This window comes from Mesorhizobium sp. NZP2077 (assembly GCF_013170805.1).
GTDB lineage: Bacteria > Pseudomonadota > Alphaproteobacteria > Rhizobiales > Rhizobiaceae > Mesorhizobium.
Genome location: NZ_CP051293.1, coordinates 1160543 through 1185349 on the forward strand (window position 1 = coordinate 1160543; position 24807 = coordinate 1185349).

Sequence of the window (24807 nt, forward strand, 5' to 3'; positions counted from 1 at the left end):
CCGGCCTTTTTGTTTGGATCTATGCGACCTCAGCCGATCTTCTGGCCGGTCTTGGCCCAGTCTGCAGCGAACTGATCCAGGCCCCTGTCGGTCAGCGGGTGCTTGACCAGCGCCTTCAGCGTCGCCGGCGGTGCGGTCACGACGTCGGCGCCGATCAGGGCCGCCTGCTTGACATGGTTTACCGTGCGCACCGAGGCGACGAGGATCTCGGTCTGGAAATCGTAATTGTCGTAGATCTGCCGGATCTCCTGGATCAGTTCCATGCCGTCCGAGCCGGTGTCGTCGACGCGGCCGACGAAGGGCGAGATGAACGAGGCGCCGGCCTTGGCGGCGAGCAGCGCCTGGTTGGCCGAGAAGCACAGCGTGACGTTGACCATGCGGTTCATCTGGGTGCGGATCGTCTTGCAGGCCTTCAGGCCGTCGAGCGTCAGCGGCACCTTGATGCAGACATTGGGCGCGATCTTGGCCAGCACCTCGGCCTCCGCCATCATGTCCTTGTACTCGGTCGCCACGACTTCGGCCGAGACCGGGCCGGCGACGATATCGCAGATCTGCTTGGTGACGTCGGCGATCTTGCCGCCGGATTTGAGGATCAGCGACGGGTTGGTGGTGACGCCGTCGAGCAGCCCCAGATCGTTGAGCTCACGGATATCCTTGATATCGGCGGTGTCGACAAAAAATTTCATGGTGGGTCTCCTGACGATTTCGTCGTGCTTGGGAAGGCACGTTCAGCGTTGCTCTTTGATCTAGACCAAAGTCGGGGCAAGGTCACGCCTCATGATCGAAGATTCGCCCTTTGTCGCAGCCGCACCGGTGCTGGTGCCGATGCCTGCCGAACGCCCCTACACCTATGCCGTGCCGGCCGGCATGCGCGTGGTGCCGGGCTCGATCGTGCGCGTGCCGCTCGGACCGCGCCAGGTTGCAGGCATCGTCTGGGACGGCGCGGTCGAGAATATCGACGCGAAAAAGCTGCGCCCGATCGAACAGGTTTTCGACTGCCCGCCGATCGACCGCGCCATGCGCCGCTTCGTCGACTGGGTGGCGCAGTACACGCTGTCACCACCCGGAATGGTGGCGCGCATGCTGCTGCGTGCGCCGGAGGCCTTTGACCCGGAACCCTGGATCGAGGGGCTGCAGCGAACGCTCATCGTTCCCGACCGGATGACTGATGCGCGGGCGCGCGTGTTGGAGACGGCCGAGGGTGGGCTGGCCTGGACGCGTTCGGGTCTCGCCCATGCGGCAGGCGTGTCGTCGACGGTGATCGAGGGGCTGAAGGCGCAAGGCGTATTCGAGGCGGTGATGATCCCGCCGCGCTCGGTGGTGGCCGCGCCTGACTCCAGCTACGCCATACCGGACCTGATGCCGGACCAGAGCGACGCGGCGCTGATGCTTCGCGCCAATGTCGCGGCCGGCGTGTTCAATGTCGCGCTGCTCGACGGCGTCACCGGCTCCGGCAAGACCGAGGTCTATTTCGAGGCGGTGGCCGCGGCCCTCGACCAAGGCAAGCAGGTGCTGATCCTGCTGCCCGAAATCGCGCTGACCCACGCTTTTCTCGAACGATTCCAGCAGCGCTTCGGCGCCAAGCCGGGCGAATGGCACTCGGACCTGCCGCCCAGGATGCGCGAAAAAGTCTGGCGACAAGTGGCGGAAGGCACGGTGCGCGTCGTCGCCGGCGCCCGCTCGGCGCTGTTCCTGCCGTTCAAGGAGCTCGGCCTGATCGTCGTCGATGAGGAGCATGACCCGGCCTACAAGCAGGAGGACCGAGTCTTCTACAATGCGCGCGACATGGCGGTGGTGCGCGGCCACATCGGCAGTTTTCCGGTGGTGCTGGCGTCGGCGACACCATCGGTCGAAAGCCGGGTCAATGCGAGCCAAGGCAAATACAACAGAGCCGTTCTCTCCGCCCGTTTCGCCGAGGCCGCACTGCCGCAGTTGAAGTCGATCGACATGCGGCGCGCGCCGCCGGCGCGGGGCGGCTTCCTGTCGCCGGTGCTGCTCGACCATATGCGCAAGACGCTGGAAAGGAAGGAACAGTCGCTGCTATTCCTCAACCGGCGCGGCTATGCGCCGCTGACGCTGTGCCGCGTCTGCGGCCATCGCTTCGGCTGTCCGGTCTGCTCGGCCTGGCTGGTCGAGCATCGCTTTCGCGGCCAGCTGGTCTGCCATCATTGCGGGCACAATGAGCGCCGCCCCGAAGCCTGCCCGGAATGCGGCACGCTCGACCATCTGGTCGCGTGTGGCCCGGGTGTCGAGCGCATCGCTGAGGAGGTCGTCACGCATTTCCCCGATGCGCGCACCATCGTTTTGTCATCCGACCTGATGGGCGGCGTGCGGCGGCTGCGATTGGAACTGGAGGCGATCGCCAATGGCGAGGCCGATATCGTCATCGGCACGCAGCTCGTCGCCAAGGGGCACAATTTTCCCAACATGACGCTGGTCGGCGTCGTCGATGCCGATCTCGGCCTTGCCAATGGCGATCCACGTGCCGCCGAGCGCACCTTCCAATTGCTCAGCCAGGTGACCGGCCGCGCCGGCCGCACCGGCAAGAAGAGCCTTGGGCTGCTGCAGACCTTTCAACCCGACCATCCGGTAATGCGGGCGATCGTCTCCGGCGATGCCGAGGCGTTTTACGAGCGCGAGATCGCCGAGCGCGAGCGGGCGGCCTTGCCGCCGTTCGGCCGTCTGGCCGGCGTCATCATCAGCGCAGTGACGCGGGCTGAGGCCGAGGGCCATGCACGCGGCCTGCGCCGCGCCGCGCCCGAGGCGTCAGACCTGTTCGTGCTGGGTCCGGCGGAAGCGCCGCTGTCCCTGCTCGGCGGCCGTCACCGTTTCCGCCTGCTGATCCAGGGCGAACGGCGCGCCGACATGCAAGGCTTTATCCGCGCCATGCTGGCGAACGGGCCGAAACAGCGCGGCTCGGTCCGGGTCCAGGTCGATATCGATCCGCAGAGCTTTTTGTAGGGTCGCGATATCGGCGAAACGCTGCAGCGAGAAACGGAAGATCACATGAGAACCCTTGGCCTTCTCGGCGGGATGAGTTGGGAATCGACTGCCATCTACTATCGCTTGCTCAACGAGATCGTGCGCGAGCGCTTGGGCGGGCTGCATTCGGCGAAATTGCTGCTCTGGTCGTTCGACTTCGCCGAGATCGCCGAGCGGCAGCATCACGGCGATTGGGACGGTGCCGGTGTGCTGCTTGTCGACGCGGCGCGCAAACTCCAGGCGGGTGGTGCGGAAGGTCTGCTTCTGTGCACCAACACCATGCACAAGCTGGCCGACCAGGTGCAGGGAGCGGTGTCGATCCCGCTGATCCACATCGCCGATGCCACGGCGGCCGCGGTCAAGCGTGCGGGCTTGCAACGCCCGGCGCTTTTGGCGACGCGCTTCACCATGGAGCAGGATTTCTACAAGGGCCGGCTCGCCGACAAATACGGCCTGTCGCCAGTGGTGCCCGATGCCGCTGGGCGCGACATGGTGCATCGCGTCATCTATGACGAGCTCTGCCAAGGTATCGTCACCGACGCCTCGAAGACGGCTTACATAGAAGAGGCCGAACGCCTGCGCCGGGAAGAGGCCGCCGACAGTATCATCATGGGCTGCACCGAGATCACCATGCTGATCGGACAGGGCGATTTCGAAATTCCGGTCTTCAACACGACGCGCATCCATGCCGAGGCGGCGGTGGAATTCGCTCTCGGTTGATGCGCCTCTCCTAAACTGCCTGATGCCATCTGGCGCGGCTTTTTTCCTCCGCTAGAATGCCCGCAATTTCAAAATACGCATTTCGAGGGGACAGTATGGATTTTGCGCTTCCGTGGCCGACGAGCCAGGGCGAATGGCTGGCCTGGTCGAGCGCCGTCTTCACCGTGCTGCTCGGTCTTTTGTTTTTCCTGGCGCCGGGCCTGGCCTTCCGCATCCTGCGTTTGCAGGCCAAGCCGGAGAAAGCAGCGGCGATCGCCGAGGGGCGCGGCAGGATGTCGGGCTTTTATCTTGGCGTCGGCCTGTGCTGCATCCTCTTGGCGCAGCCACTGGTTTACATGGCGCTCGGCTTCTCCTGGCTGTTCACCGCCTTCGGCCGGCTGCTGTCGATGATGTCGGATGGCGCCAACACACCTTTCAATTGGGTTTCCATTGTGGTGGAATTGGTCCTGGCGGCATTGCCGCTCGCCTTTGCCTTCGGCTTTGTGCCCTGAATCCTTAGCTATTCGGGCGCGCGAGACGGGAGTCTTTTGCCGGATGCGACAATAGTGCCTGAAAACCATGCGGAACGACGCATTGCGGTCTTAAAATGCCTGTGCTAGACGGCAATCGACTTTCGGCCGGGGATAGCGGAAGCCGCGCCTCCGTGCTTGAAAAAATGCAGTAAGGTCAAAGATTTAGCCAGAGTTTTTGCTCGCGCCAACAATCTGCGGCCTGTCAGACAAGAGAAAAGACGGTCCGTGGCTCAATCGTCATCGCCAATCTCAGGTGTTGCAGAACGCTATGCGGGTTCGCTGTTCGAACTCGCGCGGCAGGCAAATTCGGTCGCCAAGGTCGAGGCCGACCTCAACAGTTTCGAAGCCATGCTCGAAGGCAGCGCCGACCTTACCCGCCTGATCAACAGCCCGGTGTTCTCCAGCGAGGACCAGGCCAAGGCTATCGCTGCGATCGCCGACAAGGCCGGGATTGCCGGCCTCGCCGGCAATTTCCTGCGCGTCGTCGCCCAGAACCGGCGGCTGTTCGCCATTCCCGGCATGATCAAGGCGTTCCGTCAGATTGCTGCCGAGGCGCGTGGCGAGGCCACTGCTGATGTCACGTCGGCACATGAGCTGACGGCTGCCCAGCAAACAGAACTGAAGGCCGCGCTGAAAAGCGTTGCCGGCAAGGATGTGGCCATCTCCGTCACCGTCGATCCGTCGCTGCTCGGCGGGCTGGTGGTCAAGATGGGCTCGCGCCAGATCGATACGTCGCTCAAAACCAAACTCAATTCGCTCAAGCTTGCACTGAAAGAGGTCGGCTGATGGACATCCGCGCCGCGGAAATTTCCGCAATTCTGAAAGACCAGATCAAGAATTTCGGCAAGGAGGCCGAGGTCTCCGAAGTTGGACAGGTGCTGTCCGTCGGTGACGGTATCGCCCGCGTCTACGGCCTCGACAATGTCCAGGCCGGCGAGATGGTCGAATTCCCCGGCGGCATCCGCGGCATGGCGCTCAACCTCGAAGCCGACAATGTCGGCGTCGTCATCTTCGGTGCCGACCGCGACATCAAGGAAGGCGACATCGTCAAGCGCACCGGCGCCATCGTCGACGTTCCGGTCGGTCCGGGCCTGCTCGGCCGCGTCGTCGACGCGCTCGGCAACCCGATCGACGGCAAGGGCCCGATCAAGGCGACCGAACGCAAGCGCGTCGACGTCAAGGCGCCCGGCATCATCCCGCGCAAGTCGGTGAACGAGCCGATGTCGACCGGCCTCAAGGCCATCGATGCGCTGATCCCGGTCGGCCGCGGCCAGCGCGAGCTGGTCATCGGCGACCGCCAGACCGGCAAGACCGCCATCATCCTCGACACCATGCTCAACCAGAAGTCGGTGCACGACAACGGTCCCGAGAAGGAAAAGCTGTACTGCGTTTATGTCGCCGTCGGTCAGAAGCGCTCGACCGTCGCGCAGTTCGTCAAGGTGCTGGAAGAGCGCGGCGCGCTCGAATATTCGATCATCGTCGCCGCAACCGCCTCCGACCCGGCGCCGATGCAGTTCCTGGCGCCGTTCGCCGGCGCTACCATGGGCGAATATTTCCGCGACAACGGCATGCACGCGCTGATCAGCTACGACGATCTGTCGAAGCAGGCTGTCGCGTATCGCCAGATGTCGCTGCTGCTGCGCCGCCCGCCGGGCCGCGAAGCCTATCCTGGCGACGTTTTCTACCTGCACTCACGCCTGCTCGAGCGCGCCGCCAAGCTCAATGACGATCTGGGCGGCGGATCGCTGACCGCTTTGCCGATCATCGAGACGCAGGCCAACGACGTGTCGGCCTATATCCCGACCAACGTGATCTCGATCACCGACGGCCAGATCTTCCTCGAAACCAATCTGTTCTTCCAGGGTATCCGCCCCGCGGTGAACGTTGGCCTGTCGGTGTCGCGCGTCGGTTCGGCCGCGCAGATCAAGGCGATGAAGCAGGTTGCCGGTTCGATCAAGGGCGAGCTCGCGCAGTACCGCGAAATGGCGGCCTTCGCGCAGTTCGGCTCCGATCTCGACGCCGCCACGCAGCGCCTGCTCAATCGCGGATCGCGCCTGACCGAGCTCCTGAAGCAGCCGCAATTCTCGCCGCTGAAGACGGAAGAGCAGGTCGCGGTGATCTTCGCCGGTGTCAATGGCTATCTCGACAAGCTGCCGGTCAACCAGGTCGGCAAGTTCGAGCATGGCCTGCTCAGCCACATGCGTGCGGCCGGCAAGGACGTTCTCGACGCCATCCGCAAGGAAAAGGCACTGTCGGACGATCTGCGCGCCAAGCTGAAGGCCGAGATCGACGCTTTCGCCAAGACCTTCGCCTGAGCGAAGCGACAAGACGGGATCAGGTTTGAAGCATGCCTTCATTAAAAGACCTTCGTAACCGTATCGCCTCGGTCAAGGCGACGCAGAAGATCACCAAGGCGATGCAGATGGTCGCCGCGGCGAAGCTGCGCCGTGCGCAGGAGGCCGCGGAAGCAGCGCGCCCCTATTCGGAGCGCATGGGTTCCGTGCTGGCCAACATCACCCAGGCCATCGGCGGCGGCGGCGATGCCCCGGCGCTGATGACCGGTACCGGCAAGGACAACGTGCATCTGCTGGTCGTCTGCACCGCCGAACGCGGTCTGTGCGGCGGTTTCAATTCGCAGATCGCCCGTCTTGCCCGCGACCACATCCGCCGGCTTTTGGCCGACGGCAAACAGGTCAAGATCATCTGCGTCGGCAAGAAGGGTTTCGACATCCTGCGCCGCGACTATGCATCGATGATCATCGACCGTGTCGATCTGCGTGAGGTCAAGACGCTCCGTTTCGTCAACGCCGATGCCATCGCCAAGAAAGTTATCCACCTGTTCAACGAGGGTGGCTTCGACATCTGCACGCTGTTCTATTCGCAGTTCAAATCGGTGATCAGCCAGATCCCGACCGCGCAGCAGATCATCCCGGCCGGCGTGGCTTCGGCTCCAGCCGAGGCGGTGGATGGCGGCAACGCGGTCTACGAGTATGAACCGGAGCCGGGCGAAATCCTCTCCGACCTCATCCCGCGCAACATCTCCGTGCAGGTTTTCCGTGCGCTGCTCGAAAACGCCGCCGGTGAAATGGGCGCCAAGATGAGCGCCATGGACAATGCGACGCGCAACGCCGGCGAGATGATCAACAAGCTGTCGATCACCTACAACCGCCAGCGGCAGGCGCAGATCACCAAGGAACTGATCGAAATCATTTCGGGCGCCGAAGCGCTCTAGGCGCGGTCCGCGGGTCATCGACCCGCGACCGGACCGCGTGAGAAACAAAGGACGAAAAAGGGTAAAGACGATGGCGAAAGCAGCGACCCCCAAGACGGCGGCCCCCAAGGCCGCAGCCGCGAAGACCGCAGCCCCCGCGAAGGCGAAGGCTCCGGCAGCGGCCGCGAAGGCAGCTCCGGCAAAGACGGCGGCAGCGCCGGCCAAGGCCGCGGCCGCCAAGACTTCGGCTGTTGCCGCCAAGGCAACCGGCGTTGTCGGCAAGGTCCGCCAGGTCATCGGCGCCGTCGTCGACGTGCAGTTCGGCGATCACCTGCCGGCGATCCTCAACGCGCTCGAGACGACCAATGTCGGCAACCGCCTGGTGCTCGAAGTGGCCCAGCATCTCGGTGAAAACACCGTGCGCTGCATCGCCATGGACTCGACCGAAGGTCTGGTGCGCGGCCAGGAAGTGCGCGACACCGGCGCGCCGATCACCGTTCCGGTCGGCCCGGGCATGCTCGGCCGCATCATCAACGTCATCGGAGAGCCGGTCGACGAAGAAGGCCCGGTCGATGCGACCGAAATGCGCTCGATCCATCAGCCGGCTCCGACCTATGTCGAGCAGTCGACGGAAGCCCAGATCCTGATCACCGGCATCAAGGTGCTCGACCTGCTGGCGCCTTACGCCAAGGGCGGCAAGATCGGCCTGTTCGGCGGCGCCGGCGTCGGCAAGACCGTGCTGATCCAGGAGCTGATCAACAACATCGCCAAGGCTCATGGTGGTTATTCGGTGTTCGCCGGCGTCGGTGAGCGCACCCGCGAGGGCAACGATCTCTATCACGAGTTCATCGAATCCGGCGTCAACAAGAAGGGCGGCGGCGAAGGCTCCAAGGCGGCGCTTGTGTACGGCCAGATGAACGAGCCGCCGGGCGCGCGCGCCCGCGTCGGCCTGACCGGCCTGACCGTTGCGGAGTATTTCCGCGACCAGGGCCAGGACGTGCTGTTCTTCGTCGACAACATCTTCCGCTTCACGCAGGCGGGTTCGGAAGTGTCGGCTCTGCTCGGCCGTATCCCGTCGGCCGTCGGCTATCAGCCGACGCTCGCCACCGACATGGGCGCGCTGCAGGAACGCATCACCACCACCACCAAGGGTTCGATTACCTCGGTGCAGGCCATCTACGTGCCGGCCGACGACTTGACCGATCCGGCGCCGGCGACCTCGTTCGCTCACCTTGACGCGACGACGACGCTCAACCGCGCCATCGCTGAAAAGGGCATCTACCCGGCCGTGGATCCGCTGGATTCGACCTCGCGCATGCTCGACCCGCTGGTCGTCGGCGACGAGCATTACGGCGTTGCCCGCCAGGTGCAGTCGATCCTCCAGCGCTACAAGTCGCTGCAGGACATCATCGCCATCCTGGGCATGGACGAGCTGTCGGAAGAGGACAAGCAGACCGTGGCGCGCGCCCGCAAGATCGAGCGTTTCCTGTCGCAGCCGTTCTTCGTCGCCGAAGTGTTCACCGGCGCGCCGGGCAAGCTGGTCGACCTCGCCGACACCATCAAGGGCTTCAAGGGCCTCTGCAACGGCGACTACGATCACTTGCCGGAAGCGGCCTTCTACATGGTCGGCGGCATCGAGGAAGCGGTCGAAAAGGCACAGCGCCTGGCGGCTGAAGCGGCTTAATACCCATTCGGCAGCGCGGTTCAGCTGCGCTGCTTTCGATCCAAGCGTTTGTGAGACACCATGGCTGAAGCTTTCAAGTTCGAACTGGTCTCGCCGGAACGCCTGCTGGTTTCCGAGCAGGTCGAATCCGTCGTCATTCCGGGTGCCGAAGGCGAGATGACCGTGATGGCGCATCACGCGCCGGTCATGACCACGATCAAGCCGGGTGTCGTCACGGTGAAGACCGCGTCGGGCGGCGAAGAACGCTATGTCGTGTTCGGCGGTTTCGCCGACATCGTCCCGGCCGGCTGCACGCTGCTGGCGGAATCGGCTGTCGCGGTCAAGGATGTCGACCGCGCCGATCTCGCCCGCCGCATCCAGGAAGCCAAGGAAGATGCCACTGATGCCAAAGACGACCAGGCGCGCAGCAAGGCGGAGCAGTTCCTTAGCCAGCTCACCACGCTGGAAGGCGCGCTTCTGCCGGCTTGAAATTCGGCCTAGATGACTTGATGAAAAGCGGGGCCTTGCCTCGCTTTTTGTTTGTCGGACAGTTCGGCTGGTTTGGCGTGGGGACAGCCGATGGCGCAGGAAACAGATCAACGAGAAACGGCTTCCAGGTCTAGGTGGTCGACGGCGCTGGTGTCGGCCTTTGGCGGCCCATTCGGTGGGTTTCTGTGGATTGGCGCTGGCAGGCTGGCGCTCGCCTGCCTGGTGGCAGTCAGCGTCCTCAGTCTCGTGATCATCTACATCGGTTTTCCGGTTTTACCCGGCGTCGATCTTGCCTGGCTGGCCAACCTTTCAAGCATCGGCTTGATGATCCTGTGGGTGGCGCTCGTCGTGCCCTTCACATCCCGGTTCAAGCCGAACAAATGGTATGCGCACGGGTTTTGGGTGCTGGTGCTGGTCTTTTTCTCCTCACCCGTGCCCGCAATGGTGATCCGTTCGTTTCTGTTCCAGCTGTTTTCGATTCCGTCCGGCAGCATGGTGCCGACATTGCAGGAGGGCGACCATCTCTTCGTCTCCAAATTCGCTTACGGCTACAGCCGTTACAGCGTGCCGTTCGATCTGCTGCCGATAGAAGGGCGCATACTCGGCGCGGAACCCAAGCGAGGGGATGTCGTGGTGTTCAGATTCCCGCCAGACCCCAGCGTGGATTACATCCAGCGGATCGTCGGTCTTCCCGGCGACAGGATTCAGATCGTCGACGGCGTGCTTCACATCAACGATGTGGCCGTCGGCCTCGAGGATGCCGGCACGTTCTCGTATGAGCAGAGGTCAGCCAAGCTTCAACGGGAGACCCTGCCGGGGGGCATCAGCCATTTCGTTCTCAACCTGACGGACAACTCGATTGGTGACAATACGCGCGTGTTCGAGGTGCCGGAAGGCCATTATTTCGTGCTGGGCGACAACAGAGACAATGCCTCCGACAGCCGGTTCACGGTAGGCTTCGTTCCCTACGAAAACCTCGTCGGCAAGGCCGTGCGATTGTTCTGGAATTCGCAAGGCACGGATTACGCGTCCCGGCAGACGTTGGACAGTTCGGCTGCCAGATAGGCCCAAACCACATTGGGTCCGACTCGACTACTCGCTTCCTATGCCAAGCGCGGCGAAGGCCAGGGCCGGGCCATCCCTTCGCAGGTGAACGAGATGGACCGCCACAAGTTCGATCAGCGTCTGGCGCTCGGCATGATCCTTGGCGAAGCCGGCCAAGTCGAACACCGCCGTGACCGTTTCGTTCGCCGGTAGCTGTTGGCTCAAAAGCGCCGTGAGCGCGGCATCGAGCGGATCGGTGAAATGGTTTTCGGGCAAGGTGTTTCCGCGCGCGGCGCAGGCGGCGATCCAGGCGGCAACCACCAGCGTGAGATGGACCATCTCAGTGCCGGCCTCGAGGCACTCGATGGCGGATGCGATGATGCGCTGTGGCAGTTTCTGGCTGCCGTCATTGGCGATCTGGGCGGTGCGGTGGGCGAGCGCAGTGTTGGAGAAACGCTCGGTAAGCTCGGCTGTGTAGGCTGATGTATCGAGCCCGGCATCCTCCGGCAAAGTCGGAATGGCTTCCGCCCACAATGCATCGACGAATTGTCGGATCGCCGGGTCGGCGAAAGCGCGGTCGACCGTGGCGTGGCCGCTGAGCAGGCCGAGATAGGCGATGGCCGAATGCGATCCGTTGAGAAGTCTCAGCTTCATGTCCTCGAAGGGCCCGACATCGCGGACCATGGTGACGCCGAATCTTTCCCAGGCCGGCCTGCCTCCCGGAAAATTGTACTCGACCACCCATTGGCAGAACGGCTCTGTCATCACAGGCCAGGCATCCTCGACGCCGAGTTCGACAGCAATCCGCTCCCGATCGGCATCGGTCGTTGCCGGCACGATGCGGTCGACCATGCTCGACGGAAAAGCGACGTGATCAGCAATGTGGTTGGCGAGGTTAGCATCGCCCGTTGAGCCGAGCCCGGCATCGCGCAACGCGGCGAATTCGGTCAGCAGCCGGTGCAGTGTGGCGCCATTGGCTGGCAGGTTGTCGCAACACAGCACGGTAAAGGGCGGTGTTCCCGCGGCCAGCCTTCGGGCAAGCGCTTCGGTCAGAAAACCATGCGCGGTCTTTGGCGCCTGCGGATTGGCCAGATCGTGGATGATGTCGGGATGGGTGGCGTCCAGTCCGCCGCCCGCGGCCCTGAGATAGGCCTTCTCGGTGATGGTCAGCGTAACGATGCGGGTGCGCGGATCGGTCAGCGCGGCCAGCACCGCACCGGGGTCTTCCGGCGCCACCAGCAGCGACTGGATCGAGCCGATGACGCGCAGCTCCTCCTCGCCACTGCTGCGGATCGCCAGCGTGTAGAGCCCGTCCTGCGGCGCCAGCGCGTCGCGTGTGTCGGCGCTGCGCAAGGAGACGCCGACGATGCCCCAGTCCGTTTCGCCCGCCGCCAGGCAGTCGTCGACATAAGCGGCCTGATGGGCGCGATGAAAGGCACCGACGCCGAGATGCACGATGCCCGATACAACCTTGTCGCGGTCATATGCGGGGATTTTGGTCCCCTCGGGCAGCTTTTGTAGCGTGGCGTCGGACAGATGGCTTCTGGTCATCACGATACCGGGGCTGAGGGCTTGGGAAGCGGCGGATGACAGGCGGCGTAACACCTGTTTGCGCTTGCCGCAAGGATGCCGCTTTGCCAGCACACATTGACATCGCTTTAACCCGAACGTACCGATATCCAGATTGGAAGGAGCCGCTTTTCCCATGGTCGCGTTGACCGATCCGGACCTGCTGTTCCCGTCCGAAGCGCATTCGCGCTCGCTTGCCCGCGACCTCTATGCCGGCATCAAGAACCTGCCCATCGTCAGCCCGCACGGCCACACCGATCCGCGCTGGTATGCGCTCAACGAACCGTTTCCGGATCCGGCGCAACTGCTCATCGTGCCCGACCACTACATCTTCCGCATGCTGTCCAGCCAGGGTGTCCGCCTGGAGGATCTCGGCATTGCTGCTCTCGATGGGTCACCAGTCGAGGCCGACGGCAGGACCATCTGGCGGCGTTTTGCCGAAAATTATTTCCTCTTCCGCGGCACGCCGACCCGGTTGTGGCTCGACCATGTGCTTGCGCATCTGTTCGGTATCGACGAGCCATTGAGTGCCGAGACGGCCGATCGCCACTACGACACGATCGCGACGCTGCTGCAGTGGGAGAATTTCCGGCCGCGCGCCTTGTTCGAGCGCTTCAATATCGAGGTCATCGCGACGACGGAAGGCGCGCTCGACGATCTCAAATGGCACAAGATGATCCGCGACAGCGGCTGGGAGGGCCGCGTTATCACGGCCTATCGGCCGGACGCGGTCGTCGATCCCGATTTCGAAGGTTTTTCAGCCAATCTCGATAGGCTCGGCGAGATAACCGGCTGCGACACCGGCGGCTGGGCCGGCTATCTCGACGCGCATCGCCAGCGGCGCGCCTTCTTCAAGAGTTTTGGCGCGACCTCGTCCGACCATGGCCATCCGACGGCGGAGACCGCCAACCTTTCCGACGCGGCGGCGCAAGAGCTGTTCAACCGTATCCGCCACGGCTCGGAGGACGAGCGCGAGCGAAAGCTGTTCCGCGCCCAGATGCTGACCGAGATGGCCAAGATGAGCCGGGACGACGGGCTCGTGATGCAGATCCATCCTGGCTCCTGGCGCAATCACTCGCCTTCTATTTTCCAGAGATTCGGCCGCGACAAGGGTTTCGATATTCCGACGCGGACCGACTATGTAACGGCGCTGAAGCCGTTGCTCGACTGCGTCGGACTGGAGCGCGACCTGACCGTCATCGCCTTCACGCTCGACGAAACCAGCTATGCGCGCGAACTGGCGCCGTTGGCTGGCGTCTATCCGGCGCTGAAGCTCGGGCCGGCCTGGTGGTTTCATGACAGTCCGGAAGGCATGCGCCGCTTCCGCGAGATGACGACGGAGACGGCCGGCTTCTACAACACTGTCGGCTTCAACGACGACACCCGCGCCTTTCCCTCGATCGCGGCCCGCCACGACGTGGCGCGTCGCGTCGACTGCGCCTTCCTGGCGCGGCTCGTCGCCGAGCACCGGCTGCGCGAAAACGAGGCGCATGAGCTGGCAGGGGAGTTGGCCTATACGCTTGCCAAGAAAGCCTATCGGCTCTGATGCATGCCGACGCGATTGCCGCTGGCCAGCCGTCGACGATGAGGACATGACGATGACAAAGATTTTCGCCCATGCCGGCGAGGGCGACTGGACGCAGACGCCTGACGGCAACAGGCGGCGGGTTCTCCTCTCTACCGATGAGCTGATGCTGGTCGAATTCGGTTTCGACAAGGGCGGTGTCGGTGCCCTGCATTCGCATCCGCATGTCCAGTCAAGCTACGTTGCCGAAGGCCGTTTCGAGGTGACCATCGACGGCCGGACTGAGATTCTCGAGACCGGAGGCAGCTTCATCGTGCCGTCCGGTCTGTTGCATGGTGTCAAGGCGCTGGAAGCCGGGCGGCTGGTGGATAGTTTCACGCCGCACAGGGCCGATTTTCTCACCTGAATGCGCGAGCCGCCGCCGATTTCCCAACCGTTTCCGAAAATGAAAAACCCGCGCCTTCAGGGAAGGCGCGGGTTTATTGCCTGGGCGCTCATGCGCCGCGGTACTCAAAACAACACCGCAGGATCGGAAACCTGCCGGATCATGTTGAATATAAACTTAATGCGCGGAGGTCACGACGATTGGTCAGGTGATCCGTTGAAGCAGGCCGAAGAGCCGCTCGAACGTCTTGCCGTAAGGCGGGCGCAGAAGAGCGCCGGCGCTCAGGCGCGACTGCATGAAAACCGGCTTCTCCTTGCTAAAGGTGCGGAACCCCCATTGCCCGTGATAGGCGCCCATGCCGCTGGCGCCGACACCGCCGAAGGGCTGGTTCTCCTGCACCAGATGCAGCATGCAATCGTTGATGGTGACGCCGCCGGCGACGGTCTCGCGCAGGATGCGCTGGCGGGCGCCGCTGTCGTTGCCGAACCAGTAGAGCGCCAGCGGCCGGTCGGCCTGGTTCACATGGCTGATCGCCTCGTCGATGGTGGCGTATTCGACGATCGGCAGCACCGGGCCGAAAATCTCCTCACGCATCAGCCGCAGGTCCGGTCCGGCGTTGCGGACCAGGGTCGGCAAAAGTTTGCGGCTCGTGGTGCCGAGATCTTCGCCGGCCGGGTTGATTTCGGTGACATCGGCGCCGGCATCGCGGGCTTCCGCAATCATGGCGCGCAGGCGCTGAAAGTGCCGGTCGCTGATGATGGCGGTATAGTCGGGATTGTCGCGGAGCGTTGGGTAGAGCCGCGCCACTGCGGTTGCGAACTTGTCGGCAACCGTAACGGCCTGTCCCTTGGGCACCAGCAGATAGTCCGGCGCGATGCAGGTCTGCCCGGCATTGAGCAGCTTGCCGTAGGCGATGCTGGCTGTTGCCGCATCGAGATCGCAGGAAGGGTCGAAGATCGCCGGCGATTTGCCGCCGAGCTCGAGCGTAACCGGGGTCAGGTTGGCGGCAGCGGCGACCGCGACATGGCGACCGACCGCGGTCGAGCCGGTGAACAGCAGATGATCGAACGGCATCGACACGAAGGCCTTGCCGATCTCGGCATCGCCGATGATGACGCTCAACTCGTCGGGCGAAAAATGCTCGCTGGCGAGTTTTGCGAGCAGCTCCGAGAAAGCCGGTGTCAGCTCGGACGGCTTGACCAGCACGCGGTTGCCGGCGGCGAGCGCTGCCGTGACCGGCGCGACGGCGAGCTGGAACGGGTAATTCCATGGCGATACGATACCGACGACACCAAGCGGCTGCGGCAGCAGGCGATTGCGGCCCGGCAGGAACGGCAAGGTGGTGGCGACGCGACGCTCCCGCATCCAGCCTTTCAGATGGGACAGCGTGTGGCGGATGCCGGCGCGCACCACAAACAGCTCGGCAAGGCGCGTCTCGTGTGTCGAGCGGCTGCCGAAGTCGGCATTGATCGCGGCGCAGATCTCCGCCTCATCCTGCTCAGTCAGCGCCAGCAGGCGCTTCAGGCGGTCTTTCCGAACGCTGAGGTCCGGAAAGGCCTGCTTCTCGAAGGCGGTGCGCTGCAAGCGGAATCGTTCGCCGAGGATGTCCTGTCTCACCTGCAGCATCGTGCCTCCCTGGCTCGTCTGGCTGAGCTTACATCCTAGCACGTGAAGGAATCCAGCGGGGGTGCAGGTGTCGCAGGGGAAGGTGAGCCTTCGCCAGGCACGGCCAATCAGTCCTCCGTCAAGATGGCGTACCGTTCCGGTTGTGTTCCGAGAATAGCTGCGCTACTCCAAGGCGTCACGCGGAGAGTCTCTTGATCGGTTTCCACATCCTCTCCAATCCACGCAAAATCGCTTCCAGTCCGGTGTCCGTCTGATGTCGGCGCAGACAGCGAGCCTTCGGGCCGAGGATCCCAAGCGGCGCGTCCTGAAGGACGTGTTCGGCTTCGACGATTTCCGCCCCGGCCAGGCCGATGTCATGGACGCGCTGCTCGGCGGGCGCCATGTGTTGGCCGTGATGCCGACCGGTGCGGGCAAATCGCTCTGCTACCAGGTCCCGGCGCTGGTTCTGGGCGGGCTCACCCTCGTCGTGTCGCCGCTGGTGGCGCTGATGCAGGGCCAGGTTGCCGCCTTGCGGCTGGCGGGCGTTGGCGCCGATACGATCAATTCCTCTATCGACCGCGAGGCCAATGTCGCCGCCTGGCGCCGCGTGGCATCAGGCCAGACGCGGCTGCTTTATCTGGCGCCGGAGCGGCTGATGACCGAGCGTATGCTCGAGGCGCTCTCGAGGCTCGACGTCAGCCTGATCGCCGTCGACGAGGCGCATTGCATCTCGCAATGGGGACCGGCGTTCCGGCCCGAATATGAGGATCTGTCGCGGTTGCGGCACATCTTCCCCAACGTGCCGATCATCGCGGTGACGGCGACGGCGGACGAGAGCACGCGCAGCGACATCGCTACCCGGCTGTTCGCCGAGCAGGTCGAGACGCTGGTGCTGGGTTTCGACCGGCCCAACATCAAGCTGGCGATCGAATCCAAGCAGGACAGCAAGCGGCAATTGCTGTGTTTCATCGAACGCCATGCCGGCAAAAGCGGCATCGTCTACTGCCTGTCGCGCAAGAAGACGGAGGAGATGGCGGCCTTCCTCGAGAAAAATGGCGTCACCGCGCTCGCCTACCATGCCGGCATGAGCAAGGAGGCGCGAGAGGCGAATCAAAACGCTTTCATGACGCTGTCGGGCGTCGTCATGGTGGCGACCATTGCCTTCGGCATGGGCATCGACAAGCCCGACGTCGCCTATGTCTTCCACACCGACATGCCGGGCAGCCTTGAGGCCTATTACCAGGAGATCGGCCGCGCCGGCCGTGACGGGCGCAATGCGGAGGCGCATATGCTCTACGGTCTTGGCGATATCCGCATGCGTCGGCTGTTCATCGATGACGAGGATGCAGCGGTGGAGCACAAGAAGCGCGCGCATCGCCGGCTCGATACGCTGATCGGCTATTGCGAGACGGCACAATGCCGGCGCCAGGTGCTGCTTGGCTATTTCGGCGAGGAAGCCGAGCCTTGCGGCAATTGCGACAATTGCGTCGACCAGGTGCCGCGTGCCGATGGCGCTGCCGAGGCGCGCATCATCCTGGCGGCCGTCGCGCAGAGCGGCGAGCGCTTCGGCGCCGCCCATGTCATCGACATCCTGCTTGGCCATGAGACCGAAAAGATCCTCGCCCGCGGCCACCAAGCGCTCGCCAGCTTCGGCAGCGGCGCGGCGCACAAGAAGGATCTCTGGCTGTCGCTGATCCGGCAACTGGTCGCGAACGGGTTCCTGGAGCCCGATCCGAGCGGCCATGGTGGCCTCGCCATCGCCGAAAAAGGCCACGCGCTTGGCCGTGGCGAGGTACCGTTCCACTACCGTGTCGAGATGCGCAGCCGCGCCTTGCGCAAGATGCGCGCGGCCGAGGGTTCGGGTGCCGAAGGCGTCGATGCTTCGCTGCTGGCGACGCTCAAGACACTTCGCCTGCGTCTGGCCAAGGAGCGCCAGGTGCCGGCCTATGTGGTGTTTTCCGACCGCACGCTGATCGACATGGCCGAACGCTGTCCGCGCGACCTCGACGCCTTCGCCAAAGTGAATGGCGTCGGAGGGGCGAAGCTCAAGGAGTTCGGGAAGATTTTTCTGAGCGCCATTGCGGCGCATCAATCCGGCCAATTGAGCTGAAGAAGCGTTTCACGGTTCACGTCACTTGTTGAAATTCGCGATGAACTGCCCGAATTGCTGAGTGGAGGGGCGCGCGAACATCTCCTTTGGTTCACCCAGGCAATCCACCTCGCCCTTGTGAAGGAACATCACTTTGCTCGATACGTCGCGGGCAAAACTCATTTCGTGCGTTACCACCAGCATGGTGCGCCCTTCCTCCGCCAGCGAGCGCATGACCCGCAGCACCTCGCCGACCAGTTCTGGATCGAGAGCGGATGTCGGCTCGTCAAACAGCATCACCTTGGGGTTCATCGCCAGCGCTCGCGCGATCGCGGCGCGCTGTTGCTGGCCGCCCGACATGTGAGGGGGATAGTAGTTGCGACGCTCCCATATCCCCACGCGCTTCAGCAATGCCTCGGCCTGCTCCAGGCACTCCGCCCGGGGACGCTTCAGCACATGCGTCGGGGCCGCGACCAGGTTCTCGAGTACGGTCATGTGCGACCAGAGGTTGAAGCTCTGGAACACCATGGCGAGGTTGGCGCGGATTCGCTCCACCTGACGGATATCGGCCGGCACCTGATTGCCGTCCCGTCCCGGCTTCATCTTGATAAGTTCACCATCCACACGCACTTCGCCGGAGTCCGGGGTCTCCAGCAGATTGATACAGCGCAACAAGGTGCTTTTGCCCGAACCGGACGAGCCGAGGATGGAAATGACGTCGCCCTTGTGGGCCTCGAGCGAGATGCCCTTGAGCACCTCGTGATTGCCAAAGCACTTGCGCATATCCTTGACGCTGATGGCTGGCGCCTCGTCGGAGGACGGTTCCGCACTCGCGGCCGCGGCAAGACTTGCCGACATCACAACACCTCCGGGACTGGCTTGATCTGCTGGGACTGATCGGGCGCGGGGCGCAGATGCGGTGAAAGCCGGTATTCGACCCAGGCAAACAGTCGCGCGATCGACAGGTTGAGCAGCAGATAGATGACACCGGCGCAAGTCAGCACCTCGATCGGCCGGAACGTGTCGTGCTGAATCTTCTGTGCCGTTCCCATCATTTCCATGATCGTGACCACGGAAGCGAGCGCGGTCGCCTTCGTCATCAGGATGATCTCGGTCGAATAGGCCGGCAAGGCCAGCCGCAGCGCGATGGGCAACGTCACGATGCGGAACCGTGTAAACGCGGACATGCCGAAGGCCTTGGCCGCCTCGATCTGCCCGACCGGCACGGCCCGGAGTGCGCCGCGGAAAATCTCGCTCTCATAGGCGGCGGTGTTCAAGGCCATCGCGACGATCGTACAATACATGGGATCGCGCAGGATCGGCCACAGGATCGGGCTGTGGCGCACAAAATCGAACTGGGAAAGTCCGAAATAGATCAGATAGAGCTGCACCAGCAGCGGCGACCCACGGAAGACGAAGACATAGGCGCGGGTGAAATACTCGCCGGATTTGGAGCCCGAGGCCCGCAGCCACGTCAGGCCGGTGGCGATGATCAGGCCGAAGGCTATGCCGAAGAACCAGATTTCAAGCGTCAGCGGCAGTGCCTTCAGCACGCTCCACATGGTCGAAAGGTAGAAGTCGTAATCCACCGCCACCTCTTACTTCGGACGCAGAAAGCTGCGGGAGGTGTAGCGCTCGGCCTTGTCGAAGATCGGCGTCGAGATCGACGTCATCACGAGGTAGAGGATGCCGGCGACCGTGTAGAAAAGCAGCGAATGGTGTGTTGAACGCGCGGCCTTGTTCGCCGTCAGCATAAGCTCGGCGACGCCGGTGACCGAGATCAAAGCCGAATCCTTGATGGTCAGCTGCCACACATTGCCCAGCCCCGGCACCGCCAGGCGCAGCACCTGAGGCATGATCACGAGGCGAAAACGCAGGAAGGCCGACATGCCGTAGGCGCGCGCCGCTTCCAGCTCGCCGCGCTGGATAGCCAGAAACGAGCCTCGGAAGACCTCGGCCTGATAGGCGCCGGAAATGATGCCGACCGCGAGTACGCCGCCGAGGAAGCTCGGCATGTTCAAAATGTCGGTCGAACCGATCGATCCCGTGGACCTCGCCACGCCTGTCAGGATCTGCGTGCCGCCATAGTAGAAAAGGTAGATGATCAAAAGCTCCGGCTCACCGCGGAATACGGTCGTGTAGCTCTCGCCGATAAATCTCAGTCCGACGCGATGCGAAAGCTTGGCCGCCGCCACGAGCGATCCCAGCATGGCGCCGATCATCATCGAAACGACGGTAACCGCCAGGGTCCAGCCAATGCCCCAGAGCAGCTGCAAGCCCCAGCCGGCTGCCAACAGCTCATAGGCCGTCGACAGTTGATCCTTGAGACTGTTGAGAAACTCCACCTACGCCTCCCCGGGCGTCGAGATGATGCGTCGACGGGTCGCCTTGCTTCGGTGCTTGTCGTTTTCCCGAAACCACCAGGCACTTTCGGGCGACATGCACTCAATGCAAAAAGGGAGCAGCCTTGGCTGCTCCCTTCGCGACATTACTTGGTGATGTCGATCTTGAACCACTGCATCGAGTATTTCGACACCGAGCCGTCATCGAGAGCGGCCTTGAGCGCCTTGTTGTAGATATCCTGCAGGTCCTTGTCGGTCTTGCGGAAGGCGGCACCGATGCCTGGCCCGAGAATCGGGCCGCCCTTGAACTGCGGCCCGACGAATTCCAGGTCCTTGGCGTCGGGCTTGGCCAGCGTGCCGAGGAAGTAGGTGGTGTCGGCGAAGGCGACGTCGAGGCGCCCGGCCATCAGGTCGAGATCATGCTCGTCGGTGGTCTTGTATTCATGGACGTTGGCGACATCCTTGAGATATTTGTCGGCAAACGTCGCCTCAGTGGTCGAGACCTGCAGGCCGACATTCTTGCCGGTGAGTTCCTTGCGCAGCGTGTCGAGCGCTGCCTTGGAGTCGGCGTCGTCCTTGGAAAGGTCGATCATCTTGCCGCTGTTGGACAGCTGCGCCAGCGGCCCATTCTTGTCGGCAAGGAAAGCCACCGGCGATGAGGCATAGGGGATCGAGAAGTCGATGGTCTTCAGGCGTTCATCGGTGATCGACATGCCGTCCATGACGATGTCGAACTTGCCGGCGGTCAGGCCGGGAATAACGCCGTCCCAGTCCTGAGCCTGGATCTTGCATTCGAGCTTCGCGCGGGCGCAGACGTCGTTGAGGATGTCCACCTCGAAGCCGACGATCTTGCCGCTGGCATCGGTCTGGTTCCACGGGGCGTAGGAGCCCTCCATGGCAACCGTCACGGTCTTCCAGTCCTTGGCCAACGCCGGTGTAGAACAGGTCAGCGCTAGTGCGGCAAGCGCAATCCAACGTGATGATGTCACGGCACTTTCTCCCATTTTTGTTCTTGGAACCCTCAGATACCAATTGCTTAGCCCAGCCCCAATTCCCCGACAAGTGTTGTTTTCTGCTGCATGGAGCTGCTCCTCGTAACGTGAACCGATGGACGCAAGGACGAGGGGCATATGCTGTTTGGCCGCGGCCCTACTTGCCAACCCGGCAAAGGATCATGCCGGCGTGATGCAGCACGCCGTCGATGAAGTCGCCGTCGGCGGTAAAGCCCGTGTCGTCCCAATATTCGATATGGTTGCCGGTCACGACATAGCGCCCGAGATAGGCGCGCTCGCGTTCGCCCCGGGCCTCGACATAGCGGCCATTGGCCAGGAGTTCGTGGCGGATGTTGCGGTCGGCGGTAACCCACATGCCGACATAGGGATGGGTCTGGTTGGTCATCTGGTCCTCTGTGTTTGCGGAGCCTATGAGCGTCATCAAGAGCGACGCGACGATGGTCGCTCCATGCATCAGTGCGCGGCCCGCGTCGGACGCACGACGATCTCGCTGACGTCGACATCCTCCGGCTGCTCGATGGCAAAGCGCACGGCACGGCCGATCGCATCTGGTTGCAGCGCGATCGCGCGGCAGGTCCATGGCCTCGGCGGCAATGTTGTCGGTGATCGTGTCAGCCAGTTCGCTGTCAACCACGCGGGGATGGATACAGGTGACGCGAATGTCGTTCCGCTCCTGCCGCAGGCCATCGGAGATCGCCCGCACCGCATATTTGGTGGCGCAGTAGACGGCGGCTGTCGGCGACACCGTCAGCGCCCCCACGGATGCCATGTTGATGATGTGGCCGGCTCCGCGCGCCGTCATCTGCGGCAGCACGGCGGCGATGCCGTGCAGCACGCCCTTGATGTTGACGTCGACCATGCGGTCCCGCTCGTCGACCTTCATCGATGCCATCAGCGACAGCGGCATGATGCCGGCATTGTTGACGATGACGTCGACCTGCCCCCAGGCCTGGCGAGCGGCTTCCGCGAAGGCGGCGACATCGGCCCGGTCGGTCACGTCGAGCCTGCGGGTCATCACTTGCCCGCCCTTCACCCGGATCTCGTCCGCCTGTCGGTGCGGCGTGCGCCCAGCATCAGCCTGGCGCCGGCAGCCCCGAGCTCTCGCGCAACGCCGGAACCGATCCCGCTGGAAGCCCCGGTGATGAGAACGACCTTATCGAGTGCCATTGCAAAAATCCTTTCGTCTTCAATGGGATCAAGATTGCCAGGAATGTATCTTCCGGCCATTGTCGCGATAAGACTTCTAATTGTTGCCACGATGGTAAGCTGAACTAACCGATGGTATCAGATCTCAATATGCTTTCGGTGTTCGCGCTCGTCGCCGAGGAACGCAGTTTCCGGGCGGCGGGCGAACGGCTTGGCGTCAGCCGCTCGGCCGTCAGCCAGACGATCCGGCGGCTGGAGGAAAACCTCGGCATCGCGCTGATTTCGCGAACGACGCGCAGCGTCAGCCTGACCGAGGCGGGAGAGCAGCTCTACGAAGATGTGGCGCCGGCCATCGCCGACATGCGCTTGGCGCTCAGCCTCACCGAGCAATGGCGCGACCGGCCGCGCGGGCAGTTGCGTCTGGCCGTCTCCTCGATCGCCGAGCGCTTCCTGTCGGGGCCGTTTCTCGCCGGCTTCACCGAGGCCAATCGCGAAATCCAGCTCGACGTCACGGTGACAGACGAGGAATTCGACATCGTTGCCGAAGGCTATGATGCGGGTGTCAGGCTGGGAGAGGTCATCGAACAGGACATGATCGCGGTGCCGGTCGCCGGCGACGAACGGCAGCTGACGGTCTGTTCGCCTTCCTATCGCGACCGCTTCGGCATGCCCGCGCATCCCGCCGACCTCGCCGGGCATCGCTGCATCGGATGGCGGCCTTCACCCAGGGCGGTTCCCTACCGCTGGGAATTCACTGAGAACGGCAAGGATTTCAGCGTCGCCGTCGCGCCTGAAATCACCACCAACGACATGGCACTGATGATCAAGCTGGCCGTGGCCGGTGCCGGCATCACCTTCGGCATGGAAGAGAGTTTTCGGCCCTTCATCGATCGGGGGGAACTGGTTCCGATCCTCGATGACTACTGCGCGCGCTTTGCCGGTTTCTATCTCTATTATCCGAGCCGGCGGAACGCCGTGCCAAAATTGCGCGCGCTGGTTGAGTATTTGAGGCACTGGAAATGATGCGATTCAAGCCGGCGTCGGAGGTCGTTTGTCGACCCGACATAGATATCGCTGTTACGGAACCCTAGGAAATACACGCACCACATGGTCCCCTACGCTACTTCGTAGCTTCGGGCGACACTCCCACGCCCGATTGCGTTTTCGGGTGGCCTGCCACCCGAAGCCCGCAGGGCGTAGAGTGGCGGAGAGGGAGGGATTCGAACCCCCGATGGGCTTGCACCCATGCCGCATTTCGAGTGCGGTGCATTCGACCACTCTGCCACCTCTCCGCGGTCATGGTCGGCCGTTGCCGGCGCGGCGCACTAGATAACGGCTGAACGGGCAGGTTACAAGGCCAAATCCACCGATACTTGGCGCGCTGGACAAGCAGCGGTTTCAAGGCGGTGTTTGCCGCTCATTGGCCCGGCACGGCATAGGCGGCTTTGGCGGTCATCACCGCGATCACCGATTTCTCCAGGGCGCCATACGCCTTGCCGTCGTTCTCGCCGGAAAAGATCACCACGGCGGCATAGCCGGCCTCGTTGACGAAGAAGAACGAGCCACCGGTCTTGGGGTAGTCGGGCATGTGATGGTGCAGCAACCCGTCATGGTAGTACTGGGTGCCGAGCGCGGTATGCTTCATGCAGACGCCGAGAGCGTAGGCCGGCTTGCCTGGGAAGCGCGGGCAGGGCGCCTGGGTCGGCGGCGATTTCTGGCCCTTGGCATAGCCCGCATCGCCCGGCTGCGCGTCTAGCCATTGGCTGGTCACCGGGCCGAGAACCCCGGACTGCTTGTCGAAGGAATAGAGGAACTTTGCGTAATCCTGCGCCGAGATATCCCAGCCGCCATTCGGTGCCCGCGCCACAAGCGTATCGTCAATCACGCCGGCATTGGCCGGCATGCCAAGCCTGGTGAAGACCTTGCCGCAAACTGTGCCATAGGCCTGGTTGCCGAACACCTGTGCGATGTAGCCCAGGATGAGGTAGCCGCTGTCGCTGTAGGAGATCGTGCTGCCGGGCGCGAAATCGAGCATGGTCTGCGTCGCCGTCTTGAACGAGGCGCTGACAGAATGGTCGTTCTTGTCATCGAAAGCGTTTTTCGTCAGGCCAGCGCGATGGGTGAGCAATTCATCGATGGTAATCGCGGTAAAACGGGGATCCTTCGGCGCGTTGGCGCCGTTGTTGCGCTTGAAATAGCCGACAAGCACGCTGTCCAGCGTATCCGTCATTGCCAGGCGCTTATCGTCGACCAGGCCTGCGATGCAGACGCCGGTGATGGCTTTCGACAGGCTGGCGATCGGGTGCCGCTCGGTCGGTTTCCAGCCATGGTCGTAGGAGCCGACAATATTCTGGTGCAGGGCGACGGCAACTTCCGCATCGGAGATGTGATAGGTCTTCATCCATGCCGTGACGGCGCCGTCGACGCTTTCAGCAACGGGGCTCGGCGCCGACAAAGCGGGCTGCCATGCCAGCAGCATCAAACAGAAGCAAAGTCCCGGCCAGCAACGCAT

Annotated in this window: 22 protein-coding genes, 1 tRNA gene and 1 pseudogene; 13 read left to right on the forward strand and 11 right to left on the reverse strand. The window is 63.2% G+C overall.

The annotated features are described in order from the left end of the window. Window positions 1-29: 29 nt before the first annotated feature. Window positions 30-686 (reverse strand): fructose-6-phosphate aldolase, encoded by a 657-nt coding sequence (gene fsa, locus HGP13_RS05615; protein ID WP_172222557.1) that lies wholly within the window; start codon window positions 684-686, stop codon window positions 30-32. A gap of 91 nt (window positions 687-777) precedes the next feature. On the opposite strand from fsa, the gene HGP13_RS05620 reads away from it, so the two are divergent. The 9 genes from HGP13_RS05620 to lepB all read left to right on the forward strand — a co-directional run bounded on the left by HGP13_RS05620 (window position 778) and on the right by lepB (window position 10642). Continuing rightward, window positions 778-2961 carry a primosomal protein N' gene (locus HGP13_RS05620; protein ID WP_172222559.1) on the forward strand — a complete coding sequence of 728 codons (2184 nt, stop codon included), beginning with the start codon at window positions 778-780 and terminating at the stop codon, window positions 2959-2961. A gap of 45 nt (window positions 2962-3006) precedes the next feature. Next, window positions 3007-3702 (forward strand): aspartate/glutamate racemase family protein, encoded by a 696-nt coding sequence (locus HGP13_RS05625; RefSeq protein WP_172222562.1) that lies wholly within the window; start codon window positions 3007-3009, stop codon window positions 3700-3702. A 95-nt stretch (window positions 3703-3797) separates the two neighbouring features. After that, window positions 3798-4193, forward strand: coding sequence for a DUF4345 family protein (locus HGP13_RS05630; protein ID WP_069090425.1), 396 nt, complete (start codon window positions 3798-3800; stop codon window positions 4191-4193). 246 nt (window positions 4194-4439) lie between these two features. Then, entirely contained in the window at window positions 4440-5000 is a 561-nt protein-coding gene (locus HGP13_RS05635; protein WP_172222564.1) for a F0F1 ATP synthase subunit delta, read from the forward strand. Next, window positions 5000-6529, forward strand: a complete 1530-nt coding sequence (gene atpA, locus HGP13_RS05640; RefSeq protein WP_172222567.1) for a F0F1 ATP synthase subunit alpha — start codon at window positions 5000-5002, stop codon at window positions 6527-6529. Before HGP13_RS05635 ends, atpA begins: the two co-directional genes overlap by 1 nt. Before the next feature lie 32 nt (window positions 6530-6561). Continuing rightward, window positions 6562-7446: a F0F1 ATP synthase subunit gamma gene (locus HGP13_RS05645; protein ID WP_027043027.1), complete on the forward strand. Its 885-nt coding sequence runs from the start codon at window positions 6562-6564 to the stop codon at window positions 7444-7446. A 70-nt stretch (window positions 7447-7516) separates the two neighbouring features. Continuing rightward, on the forward strand, window positions 7517-9109 hold the full coding sequence (atpD, locus tag HGP13_RS05650; protein WP_172222569.1) for a F0F1 ATP synthase subunit beta: 1593 nt from the start codon (window positions 7517-7519) through the stop codon (window positions 9107-9109). 60 nt (window positions 9110-9169) lie between these two features. Beyond that, window positions 9170-9577 (forward strand): F0F1 ATP synthase subunit epsilon, encoded by a 408-nt coding sequence (locus tag HGP13_RS05655; protein ID WP_172222572.1) that lies wholly within the window; start codon window positions 9170-9172, stop codon window positions 9575-9577. A gap of 324 nt (window positions 9578-9901) precedes the next feature. Beyond that, entirely contained in the window at window positions 9902-10642 is a 741-nt protein-coding gene (gene lepB, locus HGP13_RS05660) for a signal peptidase I (RefSeq protein ID WP_172234619.1), read from the forward strand. Between the two features lie 27 nt (window positions 10643-10669). Here the strand turns inward: lepB and HGP13_RS05665 are convergent, their stop codons facing one another. Then, window positions 10670-12172, reverse strand: coding sequence for a mannitol dehydrogenase family protein (locus HGP13_RS05665; RefSeq protein WP_172222575.1), 1503 nt, complete (start codon window positions 12170-12172; stop codon window positions 10670-10672). 154 nt (window positions 12173-12326) lie between these two features. Between HGP13_RS05665 and uxaC the strand changes: the two genes are divergently transcribed. Both uxaC and HGP13_RS05675 read left to right on the forward strand, forming a co-directional pair. Then, window positions 12327-13736 (forward strand): glucuronate isomerase, encoded by a 1410-nt coding sequence (uxaC, locus tag HGP13_RS05670; protein ID WP_172222577.1) that lies wholly within the window; start codon window positions 12327-12329, stop codon window positions 13734-13736. 46 nt (window positions 13737-13782) lie between these two features. Next, window positions 13783-14121, forward strand: coding sequence for a cupin domain-containing protein (locus HGP13_RS05675; RefSeq protein WP_172222580.1), 339 nt, complete (start codon window positions 13783-13785; stop codon window positions 14119-14121). 183 nt (window positions 14122-14304) lie between these two features. Here HGP13_RS05675 and HGP13_RS05680 read toward each other — a convergent pair whose 3' ends face one another. Continuing rightward, the gene (locus HGP13_RS05680; RefSeq protein ID WP_172222582.1) at window positions 14305-15726 is read right to left on the reverse strand and encodes a coniferyl aldehyde dehydrogenase; all 1422 of its coding nucleotides are present in this window, start codon (window positions 15724-15726) and stop codon (window positions 14305-14307) included. A 253-nt stretch (window positions 15727-15979) separates the two neighbouring features. Between HGP13_RS05680 and recQ the strand changes: the two genes are divergently transcribed. Next, the gene (gene recQ, locus HGP13_RS05685) at window positions 15980-17815 is read left to right on the forward strand and encodes a DNA helicase RecQ (protein ID WP_172222585.1); all 1836 of its coding nucleotides are present in this window, start codon (window positions 15980-15982) and stop codon (window positions 17813-17815) included. Window positions 17816-17836: 21 nt separating this feature from the next. Here the strand turns inward: recQ and HGP13_RS05690 are convergent, their stop codons facing one another. The 6 genes and pseudogenes from HGP13_RS05690 to HGP13_RS05715 all read right to left on the reverse strand — a co-directional run bounded on the left by HGP13_RS05690 (window position 17837) and on the right by HGP13_RS05715 (window position 22316). Beyond that, window positions 17837-18652 (reverse strand): ATP-binding cassette domain-containing protein, encoded by an 816-nt coding sequence (locus HGP13_RS05690; RefSeq protein WP_172222588.1) that lies wholly within the window; start codon window positions 18650-18652, stop codon window positions 17837-17839. Beyond that, a complete protein-coding gene (locus HGP13_RS05695; protein WP_172222590.1) occupies window positions 18652-19383 on the reverse strand; it encodes an ABC transporter permease in 732 nt (243 codons plus the stop codon). Before HGP13_RS05695 ends, HGP13_RS05690 begins: the two co-directional genes overlap by 1 nt. A 9-nt stretch (window positions 19384-19392) precedes the next feature. Further along, the gene (locus HGP13_RS05700) at window positions 19393-20139 is read right to left on the reverse strand and encodes an ABC transporter permease subunit (RefSeq protein WP_210266343.1); all 747 of its coding nucleotides are present in this window, start codon (window positions 20137-20139) and stop codon (window positions 19393-19395) included. 143 nt (window positions 20140-20282) lie between these two features. Further along, complete coding sequence (locus HGP13_RS05705) at window positions 20283-21125, reverse strand: transporter substrate-binding domain-containing protein (RefSeq protein ID WP_246707293.1); 843 nt, start codon at window positions 21123-21125, stop codon at window positions 20283-20285. A 160-nt stretch (window positions 21126-21285) separates the two neighbouring features. After that, window positions 21286-21603: an Atu4866 domain-containing protein gene (locus tag HGP13_RS05710; protein WP_172222595.1), complete on the reverse strand. Its 318-nt coding sequence runs from the start codon at window positions 21601-21603 to the stop codon at window positions 21286-21288. Next, window positions 21603-22316, reverse strand: a pseudogene (locus tag HGP13_RS05715) (SDR family oxidoreductase). Before HGP13_RS05715 ends, HGP13_RS05710 begins: the two are co-directional and overlap by 1 nt. A gap of 111 nt (window positions 22317-22427) precedes the next feature. On the opposite strand from HGP13_RS05715, the gene HGP13_RS05720 reads away from it, so the two are divergent. Continuing rightward, entirely contained in the window at window positions 22428-23318 is an 891-nt protein-coding gene (locus tag HGP13_RS05720; protein ID WP_172222598.1) for a LysR family transcriptional regulator, read from the forward strand. Window positions 23319-23497: 179 nt separating this feature from the next. On the opposite strand, the gene HGP13_RS05730 is transcribed toward HGP13_RS05720, so the two are convergent. Further along, window positions 23498-23587: transfer RNA gene (locus HGP13_RS05730), tRNA-Ser, on the reverse strand. Window positions 23588-23712: 125 nt separating this feature from the next. After that, window positions 23713-24807, reverse strand: a complete 1095-nt coding sequence (locus tag HGP13_RS05735; RefSeq protein WP_172222603.1) for a serine hydrolase domain-containing protein — start codon at window positions 24805-24807, stop codon at window positions 23713-23715.

Excerpts from the sequence above, each read along its gene's own strand:
- recQ (WP_172222585.1), top strand. The coding sequence starts at position 15,980 with ATGTCGGCGCAGACAGCGAGCCTTCGGGCCGAGGATCCCAAGCGGCGC.
- HGP13_RS05630 (WP_069090425.1), top strand. The coding sequence starts at position 3,798 with ATGGATTTTGCGCTTCCGTGGCCGACGAGCCAGGGCGAATGGCTGGCC.
- HGP13_RS05735 (WP_172222603.1), bottom strand. The coding sequence starts at position 24,807 with ATGCGTTGCTGGCCGGGACTTTGCTTCTGTTTGATGCTGCTGGCATGG.
- HGP13_RS05720 (WP_172222598.1), top strand. The coding sequence starts at position 22,428 with ATGGTATCAGATCTCAATATGCTTTCGGTGTTCGCGCTCGTCGCCGAG.
- HGP13_RS05620 (WP_172222559.1), top strand. The coding sequence starts at position 778 with ATGATCGAAGATTCGCCCTTTGTCGCAGCCGCACCGGTGCTGGTGCCG.
- HGP13_RS05690 (WP_172222588.1), bottom strand. The coding sequence starts at position 18,652 with ATGTCGGCAAGTCTTGCCGCGGCCGCGAGTGCGGAACCGTCCTCCGAC.
- HGP13_RS05680 (WP_172222582.1), bottom strand. The coding sequence starts at position 15,726 with ATGCTGCAGGTGAGACAGGACATCCTCGGCGAACGATTCCGCTTGCAG.
- uxaC (WP_172222577.1), top strand. The coding sequence starts at position 12,327 with ATGGTCGCGTTGACCGATCCGGACCTGCTGTTCCCGTCCGAAGCGCAT.
- fsa (WP_172222557.1), bottom strand. The coding sequence starts at position 686 with ATGAAATTTTTTGTCGACACCGCCGATATCAAGGATATCCGTGAGCTC.
- HGP13_RS05710 (WP_172222595.1), bottom strand. The coding sequence starts at position 21,603 with ATGCATGGAGCGACCATCGTCGCGTCGCTCTTGATGACGCTCATAGGC.
- lepB (WP_172234619.1), top strand. The coding sequence starts at position 9,902 with ATGATCCTGTGGGTGGCGCTCGTCGTGCCCTTCACATCCCGGTTCAAG.
- atpD (WP_172222569.1), top strand. The coding sequence starts at position 7,517 with ATGGCGAAAGCAGCGACCCCCAAGACGGCGGCCCCCAAGGCCGCAGCC.
- HGP13_RS05655 (WP_172222572.1), top strand. The coding sequence starts at position 9,170 with ATGGCTGAAGCTTTCAAGTTCGAACTGGTCTCGCCGGAACGCCTGCTG.
- HGP13_RS05665 (WP_172222575.1), bottom strand. The coding sequence starts at position 12,172 with ATGACCAGAAGCCATCTGTCCGACGCCACGCTACAAAAGCTGCCCGAG.
- HGP13_RS05675 (WP_172222580.1), top strand. The coding sequence starts at position 13,783 with ATGACGATGACAAAGATTTTCGCCCATGCCGGCGAGGGCGACTGGACG.
- HGP13_RS05625 (WP_172222562.1), top strand. The coding sequence starts at position 3,007 with ATGAGAACCCTTGGCCTTCTCGGCGGGATGAGTTGGGAATCGACTGCC.
- HGP13_RS05645 (WP_027043027.1), top strand. The coding sequence starts at position 6,562 with ATGCCTTCATTAAAAGACCTTCGTAACCGTATCGCCTCGGTCAAGGCG.
- atpA (WP_172222567.1), top strand. The coding sequence starts at position 5,000 with ATGGACATCCGCGCCGCGGAAATTTCCGCAATTCTGAAAGACCAGATC.